Below are 13,853 nucleotides of genomic sequence, written 5' to 3'. Positions count from 1 at the left end.
GGCTTGATGCATCTCTACCTATACGTTATTTCACGGACTTTGCAGCCAGTGCAAAGTCCTGGGCTGAACTGTAACAAAAGTATCTGTATTTTTTCAAATGAAATCGATATGAATAACTCTTATTTTCAGTTCATATTATAGAAACAAAGCATTTCATGGGAGTTTCTATGTCTGTTCGATGTGATGATCAATCTTCTGTATCACATACTTCTGTAAGAAAAATAATCCTTGTATTATGCATTACCATATCCCTGGTCCTGCCGGGATGTCAGAGCCGTTCCGCGGAAAGTGAGAACAAAGCGTTTCGCAAATTCACGAATGAAATATTTTGTCAGGAAACATCTTCCAATACGATCAGCATGCATTACACATTAAAAAATCCAGAGGAATTTGGAATTGAAGAAACGAAACCTACATTCGGTCAGTTTTCAACAGATACACACCAGCAGATGGCGGCAGTCGAAAATCTGGAGACGGCGATGGAGGAATTTGCCTATAAGAAACTGGATATGCAGAACCGGCTGACCTATGATGTGATGAAGGCTTATCTGGAACGTGCAAAAGAAAATGCAAAGTATCTGCTTTATGAGGAGCCGTTGGGGCTGGTCAGCGGGATTCAGACACAACTTCCTGTAGTATTGTCAGAATACCCGTTGGAGAACCGCAGTGATGTAGATACATATCTGGCGCTGATGAGAACAACACCAGAGTATTTTGATTCCCTGATTGTGTTTGAGAGGAAAAAAGCAGAAGCCGGACTCTTTATGTCGGATGAAGCGGCTAAACAGGTGATGGCGCAGTGCAATGCGTTTATGAGTATGGGGGAAAATAATTACTTGATTTCTACATTTGTAGAGAGAATTAAAACAATTAATGAGCTGTCAGAGAAAGAAAAAAGTGACTATATAGAAAAGAATGCACTTATGCTTAACAGCTATGTACTGCCTTCTTATAATAAATTGATGGCAGCAGTAGAAGAATTGAGAGGAACAGGAAAGAACGAAGCCGGACTTTGTTATTATCCCAACGGGAAGGAATATTATGAACACATTGTGCAGTCAGCAGTTGGCTCAGAGCGTACTGTCCGGGAAATGCAGGAGTTGACAAAACGGCAGATGGTAGAGGATGTGGAGATGATGGAAGAGGCGCTTGGGTTAGCTGCAAAACAGCAAAGTAAATCAGAGTCGCAGCAGCCGGGGGATGAGGAAGAAGCACAAAATGTCACGGAAACTGGAAACCAGATCGAAGAAGTGATCGAAACAGCGTCAATCCAGGTGGCGTCTGAGGGAGCAGTAAACCCTGTGTCTATTTTAAAGACATTGGAAGAGGGGATAGAAAAGAATTTTCCAAAGCCGCCTGAAACAAATGTGGACATAAAGTATGTTCCAAAAGCTCTGCAGGCACATTTGAGTCCTGCATTTTATATGATTCCGGCAATTGACGATTATGAGAATAATGTGATCTATGTCAATGAAGCCCATATGGGTAACAACCTGACTTTGTTTACGACTCTTGCACATGAGGGATATCCGGGGCATTTGTATCAGACAATTTACTATGCCGATACAAATCCTGACCCAATCCGTAATATCTTCAACTTCGGCGGTTATGTGGAAGGATGGGCGACGTATGCAGAAATGGCAAGCTATTCGCTGGCGCCGCTTAAGAAAGAGCAGGCGGCGCTTTTGCAGAGAAACAGCTCTATGATTCTGGGGCTGTATACGCTGGCAGATATCGGTATCCATTATGATGGATGGAGTAAGGAAGAAACAGCTGCTTTTTTTGCCGATTATGGGTTGAAGGACACAACCGCAGTGAATCGGATTTACAATCTGATTTTAGGATCTCCCGGCAATTACTTGAAATATTATATTGGCTATTTGGAATTTCTTGAGCTGAAAAAAGAATGGATTCGGGAAAAGGGAGAAGAATTTTCTCAAAAAGAATTCCACGAAGCAGTGCTGTCAATAGGCCCCGCACCGTTTGAGTTGGTAGAAAAATATATGTGGGAGATGGAGAAGCAATGAACTATCTTTGGGCAGGGATGATTATTACAGGTGTAATTTTCGGTGCATTTAATGGAAAGATGCCGGAGGTGACCAATGCGGCGCTGGATTCGGCGAAAGAGGCAGTGACGCTTTGTATTACCATGATGGGCGTGATGTCATTCTGGGTTGGAATTATGGAAATTGCCACCAGGGCGGGAATCATAGAAATCGCTTCAAAGAAAATGCGTCCGCTGATACGGTTTTTGTTCCCAGAAATTCCACCCGGGCACAAGGCGAATGAGCATATCACTACCAATTTTATTGCCAATTTGCTGGGACTTGGGTGGGCGGCGACTCCGGCGGGACTTCTGGCGATGCAAGAACTCGGTAAGCTTGAGGAAGACAGAAGAAAAGGGAGAATATCAGGTCTGGTAAGTAAACGGGGAATTGCCAGTAATGAGATGTGTACGTTTTTGATACTGAATATCTCATCATTGCAGTTGATCCCGGTGAATGTGATCGCATACCGTTCACAATATGGGAGTGTGAATCCGGCGGCGATCGTAGGTCCGGGGATTGCCGCAACGGCGGTGAGTACGGTTGCGGCGGTGGTGTTTTGTAAGGTGATGGATGGGAAGCGGAGAATGTAGAGTTCTCCGTTTTCTATATTATTTCTGAATTCTCAAAATTCCTTTATCATGATTTACCGTGTACAAAAATGTAGGAACAGGGTATACTATGAATAGAAAATGGAATAGATTTTGATTGGAGGCGAGGCAATGGCAATTAAAACGATTGAAATTTTAAACGTAATGGTATTTAAGCGGCATTGGAGAAAGAATAATACTGCTTTTAGGGCTATAGAAGAAAGAGACTCAATTAGTGATGGATTCAAGCTGGAATTTTGTGATGGGATAAATGTTCTCATTGGTGAAAATGGAGTTGGAAAAACAACCATTCTAAAAATGATCTATGCCGCAACACAATGGTCAGTTAAGCAGACAGATCAGGGAAAAACAAAAAGACTGGTACAATTTTTCTCAAACAGCCTGAAAGACAGCGAGGCTTTAAAAAACGCAGAAAATAAAGAAGGCTATTGTTATTATAAAGTATCAGACGGAACACATAGTTTTGAAGACAGCCTTTCACATAAAGGTATATTCAATTATGATCAATGGCTTGGATTAGATATACAATCTGTATTTATCCCTACAACAGAAATGTTATCTCATGCAAAGGGATTTCTGGCTATGAACCAGAAATATAATATGCCATTTGACGGAACACAGATAGATATTATTGTAAATGCTTCTTTACCAGAAACGCGGGAAATCCCTTCTGCTATGAGTAGAATTCTTGATAGGCTCAGTGTTGTAATTGATGGAACTGTTATCTTGGAGAACGATTCTTTTTATGTATTAAAAAAAGATGGTCGGAAAGTTGATTTTTCCTTAGAGGCAGAAGGATTGCGCAAATTAGGACTGCTTTGGAAATTAATACGGAATGGTCTTTTGGAAAACGGATCAATTCTTTTGTGGGATGAACCGGAAGCAAATCTAAATCCCGAGTTATACCCTCTTGTTGCTGAGATTTTATTGCAATTACAGGAAAATGGGGTTCAGGTTTTTATAGCAACACATAATTATAATTTTGCAAAATATTTAGAAATCCGACGTACAAATAATGAGCAGGTAATGTTTCATAATCTATATAAGAGCCGTAATTTATTATCGGATGAAATGATAAAGACATTTCCAGAGATGGATGATAGCAGTGAAGCAATATATAGCCAATCAGCAGACAGAATGGACAAGCTTGAATATAATCACATTATGACTGCGGATAACAAATTGCTTGATGAAGTATACGAACTGTGAGGAAATGACAGTGGAAAAAGTATTTATAGAAGAAAATGGTGTATACAGTATTGATTGTAAGGCTGCTGTATGGGCAACGGATAAAATGCATGAAGATTATCATAATGCAGGAATACACATAAATGACGCGGATTTTTTGATTGAAAACTCTACGCATATCCTCATAGTAGAATATAAGAATGCATGTATTGCTAATGCAAAGAATTCCAAAGCATTCCATCCAATGGAGGATAAGAAGATATCAACTATTATACGAAAATTTTATGATTCTTTGCATTATCTGAGCTTACTGGATAAAAACAAACCGGTTTGGTACATATATATTCTTGAGTATCCTAATGGAGATGTAACTACCAGAAAAAGACTACGAAACAGATTAAAAACGGAACTGCCCTTTTCTCTTCAGGAGTATATTGGAAATGGTAAAAGATTGATAGAGCGTGTAGAGGTTCTTTCCATAGATGAATGGAATGCTGACAGTGAATATGGAAACTTTCTAATAAAACGTGTATTAAGATAGGCTGAGTTGATTGAGAAAACTAGACATTAAAAAATTCGTATCACTAACTTGACACAAGGTAACGGTTAAGAAACGGGGAGTCTAAAAAACTCTTCGTTTTTTGGTTCATATCTTTAACATTTTACAAAAACGTGGTACAATTTACTAAAAATACATCATTTTTTTAACAGGAAGATGGGGGATACAATGAAAGGGAAGCGAAAAAGAAATCCTAGAAGCACTTTGTTTCTTTTTATTATATTAGTATTTTGCATTTTAGGGGCAGTTGTTTTTTCTGTTACCAAAAAGATATCTGCGGAAATGTCTACATCAGCAATCCATAATCTGAGCGCAAGTCTTGATTTAATTAGAAATACGATTGAATCAGTTTTAGTAAAGGAAACAGAATTTCAGATGCTGATTGCCCAGGAAATTGCTTCTTCCAATGATTCTTATGAATTTATCCGCTCTTATGAAAGCAACCGGACAATGGTTAAAATGTCGATAATACTTTCTGGTGAAACGGAAGGTATTTCCAGCACGGGGGAAGTATTTACAGAGAAAGATCTGGACTTTTCCTTTGGAAAGACAGTAAACAAACTGCCTCTTTCCCAGTCTTATCTTAACAGTATGGGAACATGGGCATATACTATGAAATGTCCTGTTACAAAAAACGGAAAAGAAATCGCTACTCTCTATGTTGAATATACTTTCGATTCTTTTGAGGATGCATTGCCATATGGCTTTTACAATAACAGTGCAATGCTTTATATTATGGATACAAAAAGCCAGCGGCTTGTATTAAAGCCTACGGGAATGGGAGAACGAAATGCCGGGCATCTGAATCTCGATGATTTCTACCGGGCAAATAACATTCTTGAAGCCAGTCTGCAGAAAGCTGTTTCAGAAACCATTGACGCCGGGGACGATATTATGTTCTACCATGATATTCAGAATAAAAATTCTCTGATTTATATGTGGGCTGTGAATAATGGAGCTATCTACCTAATCGGTCATGTGCCCATTGACGCAATTCAGCAGGAAGGGCGAACTGTAAATCACAATATTCTTATTGTAGTTGTAATTATGCTGGCAGCTTTTCTGCTTTGCTGCAGTCTGTATTATTTTAGCCAAAGGGAAGATGATAAGATACGGAAGGAGCGGGAGGCAGAGCGGGAAATCCATAATAAGCAATTAGCAGAAGCACTTCAGGCAGCGCAGATTGCAAGTAATTCCAAGACAACATTTCTTTCAAATATGTCGCATGATATCCGTACTCCGATGAATGTGATTCTTGGATTTACTACCTTGCTTGCAAAGGACGCAGATAATCCTGTTAAGGTGCGGGAGTATACAAGGAAAATTACTGCATCTGGCCAGCACTTGCTTAGCCTGATCAATGATGTATTAGATGTATCTAAAATTGAAAGCGGAAAAGTGGTGCTTACTGTCGGAGAATTTACATTGAATAATCTGGTATCTTCTGTCGAGGCTATTATCCGTCCTATGGCAAAAGAAAAATCACAGAGCTTTTATGTATCAGTAACTGATATTAAGCATGAGTATGTGGTAGGCGATGAGACCAGAATCAATCAAATTTTAATTAACTTGCTTTCTAATGCAGTAAAATATACTCCGGAGAACGGAAATATTTGGTTTCGTATTATCGGACTTCCCCAGCGCTCTAGTCAGTATGAACATATTCGTATTGAAGTGGAAGACGATGGTTACGGTATGACGCCGGAATATTTGGAAACAATATTTGATGCATTTACCCGCGTGGAAAACAGTACGACCAATAAAGTTCAGGGAACCGGGCTCGGTATGGCTATTACAAAAAATATTGTTGAGTTAATGGGCGGTACGATAGAGGTCTTCAGTGAGGTTGATAAGGGAAGTCTCTTTCGGGTCGATTTGGAGCTGCGTATACCAAACGGTCAGTCCGACGCAGAATTTTGGAAAGGAAATGGCATTACCAAAATTCTGGCGGTAGATGATGACAAAGAAGTATGCAATAGCATTCAAACACTCATGAGGGACACGGATGTACAAGTGGACATTGCGCTGTCAGGAGAAGAAGCTTTGCGGATGATACAAAGCTTTGAAGGCGGGGACGCGGATTACGATGTTATTTTGTTAGACTGGAAGATGCCGAAAATGGATGGAGTCGAAACAGCAGCCATGCTCCGCAGATTTATCCCTGTTTCTGTTCCAATCTTGTTTTTGACGGCTTATGATGGGGATGAGGTACTAAACGAAGCTTATTCTATGGATAATGTGGGATTTTTTGCAAAACCTTTTTTCGTATCTGCTTTTAAGGAAGCCTTTCTTAAAATACATACAAAACCGCATGATAAAAAAGCAATGTCTGTATCGGAAGAGGAAAGAAACAGTCTTTGCGGTCTTCATTTCCTTGTTGCCGAAGACAATGATATCAATGCCGAAATACTGTCGGAGCTTTTAGGAATTGAAGATGCCTCCTGTGAAATTGTAGAAAACGGGCAGCTTGCACTTGAACGGTTTATTGGTTCCTCGTCAGATGAATTTGATGCTATTTTGATGGACATCCAAATGCCAGTTATGAATGGCTACGAAGCAGCAAGAAAAATCAGAGCGCTGGAACGACCGGATGCAAAAGAAATTCCGATTATTGCTATGACCGCGAATGCTTTTTCAGAAGACGTCAAGGATGCCCTGAACGCAGGAATGGATGCACATGTAGCGAAACCGATTGATATGGAATTACTGAAAAAAACAATAAGACAATATATACCTTACCGTGCGTAGCACGCCCATGCAAAGCATCTGAGTTAAGGGGTGCCCGAAAGGGTATACCTTAAAGCTGATATGATCAGGCAGTTATAGAAAGGAGTCAGATATGAAAAGGGGAGTCACAAAACAAATCATTAAAAAAATATCAGCAGCCATTTTGACAGCTGTTATGACACTGGGTTTAACAGCCTGTGCAGTTGCATCTGATACAAATGAGAAACTGATTTTGAATGATACGAGAGAAAGGAAATTTGTGAATCTTTTTGGTCCGATGGAAAAGTCAAAACCCAATGTCACCAATGCTGCAAGAAGTGCATTTGACCGTACGATAGAGATGGCGGAGAAGAAGCTTGACCTGACAGTAGAATACAGAACCTATACGGCGGAAAATTACCAGGAAAAAACTTATGACGATGTTGTTCTTGACAGGGTACGCCACAATATGGATGATTTCTATCTGATGAATCCCGACACTATATTAGCGTTAGGAGCAGAAGGCAGAATTTTGGACTTATCAGGGTTAGACTGTGTGGAAAACCTGCGGGATATCGTAAAAACAGCTAATACTGTTGACGGCAAGCTAGTTGCTATCCCTCAGGAAGTCGCAGCGTATGGTCTGTTTGTCAATAAAGACATGTTTGACAAATATGAACTTGAGCTGCCAAATACACCGGAGGAGTTTCTGGAGTGCTGCAGGGTATTTAAGGAAAATGGGATTAGTACACCTGTAGGCGCTAACCGGTGGTGGCTGGAAACCTTTGTTTTTGCTCAAGGATATGCAGACCTTTACAACGGAGGAAACACTGAGGCAGAAATTGCAGCGCTTAACAAAGGTGAAGCGAAGTACAGCGATTATATGCGGCCCGGATTTGAATTTTTACAAGAGATGATAGACAAAGGCTATATCGATGCAAAAACTGCTTACACCTATGAGGCGATAGAAGGTGAAGGACCGGACTTCCTGGCTCAGAAAATTCCGATTGTTATGGCATACTGGGGGGCGGCAAATGCAGAAACTGCATATGGAAAACCTGAATTTAACATGCAGGTTATTGGTTTCCCAAGTAAGCTGGGACAGATGCCTGTCGTACCAATTACTGGTTACGGTGTTTGTGCAGAAGCGGAACATCAGGAGGATGCATTGGATGTTTTAGATATCATACTTTCTGATGAGGCGCTTGAGATATATACGGAAACCAACAAGGTCATATCCCCTTCAAAAAATGTGGAGGTAGATTGTATACCGGCGTTAAAGCCATTAAATGAAAAGATAGAAGAGGGTGTCTATGTGCTTGGTTCCAATGCGGGAATGAACGTAGAACAGTGGGGCAATACGTGCCTTATTGTAAGGGAACTGTTAAACGGCGCTACTGTGGACGACTGCATGGCACAATTTGATAAATTGCAGCAGGAAGCGCTTGAGAAAGCAGGAACATCAGGAAACTAAGGGTTACTGTGAACACCGTAGGTGTGAACAGAAACACATAAAGCGCAGATGCTTGAAGAGGCAGAAAATTTATGTTAGAATATAGGAAATAATTGGAATAGAGGTGAGTGAAATGATGCCTGCAATGAATATAAAAAATGTGAGTCTTTATTATACAGAGAGAGTTCCAATGCCGGCTGCAAGCTTATCTCCCGGCGGAAGCCAGATGCGGACAGGCATGAGTCCTGAATCTACAAATCCGGACGGATCTGCGTACGCAAGCGATGAGAATAAAAACAGTGTATCACGGCGGAATTTTGATAGTTATGAATGTGAGGCGTGTAAGAACCGGAAATATCAGGACGGCTCCAATGATCCGGGGGTTTCTTTTAAGACACCCACCAGACTGAGTCCCGAGTCGGTGGCAGCAGCCGTTCGATCTCATGAGAATGAGCATGTATCCCATGCCAAGACACAGGCTCGTCAGGAGGATAAGAAGATTGTGTCGCAGTCAGTAACATATCATACTGCTGTATGTCCAGAATGCGGGCGCAATTATATATCCGGCGGAACGACCCGGACGGTGTTTAGGAATAATACTGAAGAACAGAGTATGGAGCCAGAAAAGGGAAAATATATTGATCTGCTGGTGTAGAGATACAGTGAGATATTAAGGAGTTTTATTCTGGCGAAGATATATACTTACGGGAAAGAGGCTATTAAAAGCAGAGACATAAGTTCTCTGCTTTTGTTTTGCTAAAATCGTAACAGTTCAGCTTTCCGGCTGCACTGTTACTCAAAACAGTCCACCGGACTGTTTTATCGCATGCTTGGCAACTGAATCCGCCCTATTTTAAGTTCACCTTCGTTGAAAGGGAATAAGTGACCATAAAGAAAATGTCATACCCATTCTTTTTTATGCATACGATATACAAGGATTTGTACAAGCGTAATTGATCAGAGCAGAAATTACGTTTGTCATAAAGGCTGTAAAAAGTGTGATGGAGAGGGGTGGTTTTTTGTTGCCAAACATACAGAGAAATGATCCGGCGGATGGTATGGAGTTTGAGAAAAAAACAGTGCAGGAGGTATGCCGGTATTTTCAGATAGAAGAGGATAATGGATTGACGCAGCAGGAGGCAGAAAAGCGTCTGGCTGTAAATGGAAAAAATGAGTTGGAGCAAGAAAAGAGTAAGACGCCTGCGGCAGCATTTCTGGAACAGTTGAACGATCCGCTGATCTGTGTACTCTTAGTAGCGGCATTTGTTTCGTTTTTGCTCAAAGAAGTAAGTGATGCGATTATCATTGCGGTAGTCATTATAGTCAATGCCACTGTGGGAGTGATTCAGGAGGGGAAGGCGCAGAGAGCGCTGGATTCCTTGAAAAAGCTGACGAGTCCAAACGCAGTGGTGCGGCGGGATGGAAGAATTATGGAGATTTCCGCGGCAGAATTGGTGGTCGGCGATGTGGTGATCTTGGAGGCGGGGGCGCAGGTTCCCGCAGATCTGCGACTGTTAAAAACGTGGAATCTGAAAGTGGAAGAGTCGGCGTTGACGGGGGAATCCCTTCCGGTTGAGAAGGATGCAGCTTTTCTTGCGGGAAGGACGCTTCAGATTGGAGAGCGTAGGAATGAAGCATTTATGTCTACACTGGTCACAGGCGGCCGTGGAGAGGGTGTAGTTATTGCTTCGGGAATGAAGACTGAAATCGGAAAAATTGCTTCTATTATTAAAGCTGTTCCAAGGGAATATACACCGCTTCAGAAGAAGCTGGCGGAGTTGGGAAGGCTTCTGAGCATCGTATCAATACTGCTTTGTGTATTGCTATTCGGGATTGCGGTTCTCCAGCACCGGAATATTCCGGAAATGCTGATCACGGCAATTTCTCTGGCAGTTGCAGCCGTACCGGAGGGGCTTCCGGCGGTGGTGACCATTGTGCTGGCGATGAGCGTATCGAAAATGGTCAAGGTGAATACGATCGTGAGAAAACTACCGTCGGTTGAGACGCTGGGTGCAGTCAATGTGGTCTGTTCAGATAAGACAGGAACACTGACAAAAAATAAAATGACGGTCACAACCTGTTATGTCAATGAAAAGGTCATACCGATATCCAAACCGCAGGATATGCCCGAAGAATTTTTGCGAGGCTTTGTTCTTTGTAATGATGCTGTGTCAGGGGACAGGACAGGCGGATCATATGGTAAAATAGGAGAAGAGCATGATACTGCCGGCTCATTGGAAGTTGGCGATCCCACAGAACTGGCATTGCTGCATATGGCAGAAAAATGCGGAATTCGGAAGTCAAAGACAGACCGGACATTTCCAAGGGTGGGGGAACGCTCATTTGATTCTACACGGAAAATGATGACGACAGTTCACCAGAGCGGCAGCGGACTGACTTCCTATACAAAAGGCGCGCCCGATGTAGTACTTAAACGGTGTACGAAAATTTGGATAAATGGTAAAATACAGACCTTAAATGATGCGAAGCGGAGAAAGATTCTAAAAGTAATGGAAGAAATGTCTTCTCAGGCGCTGCGGGTGCTGGCGCTGTCGATGAAGACAGACCGCACAGTCGAATCGAAAAAACAGGCAGAAGAAGCGGAAAGATCATGGGTTAGCGAAGGGAAGAATGCAAATACATATTTATTAAATGAGGAGGACTTGATTTTTCTTGGACTTGCGGGTATGAAGGATCCAATCCGTCCTGAGGCAAAAGCGGCGGTAGAGAAATTTAAAGGCGCCGGAGTACGCACAATTATGATTACGGGGGATCATGCAGACACGGCATTTGCCATTGCAAAAGAATTAGGAATTGCAAAGAAAGTGGGCGAGTGTATTACAGGAGAAGAACTGGAAGAATTGTCAGATATCGAGTTGGGAAACCGGCTGCTGGAGGCAAATGTATTTGCAAGAGTGTCGCCAGAACACAAAGTGCGTATTGTAAAGGTTCTAAAGAAACTGGGAAATGTCGCCGCAATGACGGGGGACGGCGTCAATGACGCTCCTTCCCTTCGTATGGCAGATATTGGAATTGCAATGGGAAAAACAGGGACAGACGTGGCAAAAAATGCTTCGGATATGATCCTGACCGATGATAATTTTGCGACCATTGAAAAGGCGATTGAAGAAGGGAGAAGTATTTATCAGAATATTAAGAAGACTGTTTTGTTTTTATTGTCCTCTAATTTCGGGGAGATTATTACGATGTTTACGGCAGTATTGCTAGGTCTTGCTTCACCGTTGAAAGCCAGTCATATTTTATGGATCAACTTGATTACAGATTCTATGCCTGCTTTGGCGCTTGGGGTAGATCAGAACGATAAAGAAGTGTTGATGAAACTGCCTCCAAGGGGAGCAAAAGAGAGTTTGTTTGCCAATGGAGGGCTGGCGTGTACTATTTTTTACGGTGTACTCATTGCAGCGATCAGCCTGACTGCATTTTTAAAACTTCCATGGGAAATACTTTCGGAGGGGCATCAGGCATTCAATCCGGCAAATATATCCGTTGTTTTACAGAATCCGGCAATTTTGGCAAGGGCTCAGACATATGCGTTTACTGTGCTTGGCATTTCCCAGTTATTTCATGCGTGGGGAATGCGGGACGTAAGAACGTCAGTATTTTCCAAACGAAGCGGATGGAACCCGTTAATGGCAGGAGCGTTTGTCATTGGTCTGGGCTTGCAGATGGCAGTGACTGAGGTACCTTATCTGGTGGCGATGTTTGGCACAGCGTCACTGGCATGGAGAGAGTGGGGGATGCTGTTGATCCTGGCGGCATTTCCAGTGCTTGCGCATGAAGTGTTTGTGGTACTGTTTCGGATGGAGGCAAAGAGAGGGCAGAAGTGAAAATTCCGTAAAAATGTATAATGGGAAAATAGAATCCGCCCTTTCACCGTAGGTGAACTTAAAATAGGGCGGATTCAGTTGCCAAGCATGCGATAAAACAGTCCGGTGGACTGTTTTGAGTAACAGTGCAGCCGAAAGGCTGAACTGTTACGTTTGAATGGGGCTTATATGGTTTTGGAATTGACACTGCCAGCGCTTGTATGGGTCTGGATAAAGTTTTCCAGATATTTAAAAATTTCTGCCATTTCCTTTGCTGTTTTTGGATTGGAATAGGGAATCCGGTTTACAATCCTTCTCAGGTAATCCTTCTCTGCAATGATATCAAAACTGGCAGAGAAGTTGATATCGAAGAAATAGGCGATATAGGATACCCAGTAATCCATCTTTGTCACACGGTCAGAAGACAGAATGCATCGGTTTTGGAAAATTGTATCATAAATAACCGGAGTGATTTCCTGTGATCCAAGTTCCTCAGCAGAAACGTCAGTTAATGTTTCTACAGCATCATAGAGCTTGACGCGGCAGTTGTCCAGCTTGTCCGCGTCACGAATCAGGCGGGCGTGCATCAGAGTGCGCTCGTCTGTGATATTTTCAAGAGCAAGATCACTATGCTTTGCAATGGCTGTGCGAATGATCGAATCATAGGTACCTTCGGAAATGAAGTCGCGGATCATACCTTTTTCAAATAAAAGCTCCACGCCGTAAGCGGCATGATCCATTGTATCTGGTTCAAAGCTGTCAAAACATTTCAACTGTTCAAACCGTCCGATGTCGTGGAGCAGTGCGATGAGCCGGGCAAGCTCTATATCTTCGGGGGAGAGATCCATGCGCCGGGCAATGTCTTCTGCCTGTTTCACGACTCCAAAGGTATGGGCAGTTTTTAAGCGTACCTTGTCGTTGGTACGGTCATATTGGCTTAAGTAATTTTCAAAAACGGATTTGGCAAGTGTATAATTCATATAAAATCTCCTTTTGTCTGGTGAGTGAAAGTGTCCTGTAAAATCAGCAATGAATTTGCAAAACTTTGGGGATATTTATATAGTAACATAGTTAAAGAATATGTAAAAGTCCGTAAGAACGTGTGAAGTCTCTCTATGAAATTATATTTTCCCATGCTATACTTTATATATATCCCACGATATGTGAATATTGGGCAGGATTGTGGGAGTGCAAAGTACGGAACAATCCGTAGGCATCATAAAATGAATCATTACTTAACTTGAAAGGATATAAGAGTGAAAAATAGAGTAAATTTGGGACGCACTTAAATAAGGGGTCGTAATCCCCTGTTTTTAGAAGTATTCAATAACTGAATATAGGTTAGTTATCATTGCGTTTCACTAACTTAGTACTATCGTAACCAAGGCTTTCAAGGTAAGCAAAAACATTGTCTTCATTTAATACAACACGTTTTACATGATTTTGAGGATCCATCAATTCCTC

At 41.9% G+C, this 13,853-nt stretch carries 9 protein-coding genes; 8 read left to right on the top strand and 1 reads right to left on the bottom strand.

The window, feature by feature from the left end; genetic code table 11:
- Positions 1-167: 167 nt before the first annotated feature.
- The 8 genes from NFS18_RS17630 (at position 168) to NFS18_RS17595 (ending at position 12,410) form a co-directional block, all read left to right on the top strand.
- Positions 168-2,027, top strand: coding sequence for a DUF885 domain-containing protein (locus NFS18_RS17630; protein WP_251392631.1), 1,860 nt, complete (start codon positions 168-170; stop codon positions 2,025-2,027).
- Complete coding sequence (locus tag NFS18_RS17625; protein WP_251392630.1) at positions 2,024-2,638, top strand: nucleoside recognition domain-containing protein; 615 nt, start codon at positions 2,024-2,026, stop codon at positions 2,636-2,638. The genes NFS18_RS17630 and NFS18_RS17625 overlap by 4 nt, the downstream gene beginning before the upstream one ends.
- A 129-nt stretch (positions 2,639-2,767) precedes the next feature.
- Entirely contained in the window at positions 2,768-3,865 is a 1,098-nt protein-coding gene (locus tag NFS18_RS17620) for an AAA family ATPase (protein ID WP_251392629.1), read from the top strand.
- A complete protein-coding gene (locus tag NFS18_RS17615) occupies positions 3,846-4,385 on the top strand; it encodes a hypothetical protein (protein WP_251392635.1) in 540 nt (179 codons plus the stop codon). The genes NFS18_RS17620 and NFS18_RS17615 overlap by 20 nt, the downstream gene beginning before the upstream one ends.
- Positions 4,386-4,685: 300 nt before the next feature.
- Entirely contained in the window at positions 4,686-7,151 is a 2,466-nt protein-coding gene (locus tag NFS18_RS17610) for a hybrid sensor histidine kinase/response regulator (RefSeq protein WP_331477753.1), read from the top strand.
- Positions 7,152-7,242: 91 nt separating this feature from the next.
- A complete protein-coding gene (locus tag NFS18_RS17605; protein ID WP_251392618.1) occupies positions 7,243-8,583 on the top strand; it encodes an ABC transporter substrate-binding protein in 1,341 nt (446 codons plus the stop codon).
- Between the two features lie 124 nt (positions 8,584-8,707).
- A complete protein-coding gene (locus tag NFS18_RS17600) occupies positions 8,708-9,217 on the top strand; it encodes a hypothetical protein (RefSeq protein WP_251392617.1) in 510 nt (169 codons plus the stop codon).
- A 403-nt stretch (positions 9,218-9,620) separates the two neighbouring features.
- Positions 9,621-12,410 (top strand): cation-translocating P-type ATPase, encoded by a 2,790-nt coding sequence (locus NFS18_RS17595; protein WP_251392633.1) that lies wholly within the window; start codon positions 9,621-9,623, stop codon positions 12,408-12,410.
- A gap of 164 nt (positions 12,411-12,574) precedes the next feature.
- On the opposite strand, the gene NFS18_RS17590 is transcribed toward NFS18_RS17595, so the two are convergent.
- Positions 12,575-13,369, bottom strand: coding sequence for an HD domain-containing protein (locus tag NFS18_RS17590; protein WP_251392616.1), 795 nt, complete (start codon positions 13,367-13,369; stop codon positions 12,575-12,577).
- Positions 13,370-13,853 lie beyond the last annotated feature (484 nt).

The organism is Mediterraneibacter agrestimuris (assembly GCF_943193195.1).
Lineage (GTDB): Bacteria > Bacillota > Clostridia > Lachnospirales > Lachnospiraceae > Schaedlerella > Schaedlerella agrestimuris.
This window is presented reverse-complemented; position numbering and strand designations above follow the sequence as displayed.

Excerpts from the sequence above, each read along its gene's own strand:
- NFS18_RS17625 (WP_251392630.1), top strand. The coding sequence starts at position 2,024 with ATGAACTATCTTTGGGCAGGGATGATTATTACAGGTGTAATTTTCGGT.
- NFS18_RS17620 (WP_251392629.1), top strand. The coding sequence starts at position 2,768 with ATGGCAATTAAAACGATTGAAATTTTAAACGTAATGGTATTTAAGCGG.
- NFS18_RS17590 (WP_251392616.1), bottom strand. The coding sequence starts at position 13,369 with ATGAATTATACACTTGCCAAATCCGTTTTTGAAAATTACTTAAGCCAA.
- NFS18_RS17610 (WP_331477753.1), top strand. The coding sequence starts at position 4,686 with ATGTCTACATCAGCAATCCATAATCTGAGCGCAAGTCTTGATTTAATT.
- NFS18_RS17595 (WP_251392633.1), top strand. The coding sequence starts at position 9,621 with ATGGAGTTTGAGAAAAAAACAGTGCAGGAGGTATGCCGGTATTTTCAG.
- NFS18_RS17600 (WP_251392617.1), top strand. The coding sequence starts at position 8,708 with ATGAATATAAAAAATGTGAGTCTTTATTATACAGAGAGAGTTCCAATG.
- NFS18_RS17605 (WP_251392618.1), top strand. The coding sequence starts at position 7,243 with ATGAAAAGGGGAGTCACAAAACAAATCATTAAAAAAATATCAGCAGCC.
- NFS18_RS17630 (WP_251392631.1), top strand. The coding sequence starts at position 168 with ATGTCTGTTCGATGTGATGATCAATCTTCTGTATCACATACTTCTGTA.
- NFS18_RS17615 (WP_251392635.1), top strand. The coding sequence starts at position 3,846 with ATGAAGTATACGAACTGTGAGGAAATGACAGTGGAAAAAGTATTTATA.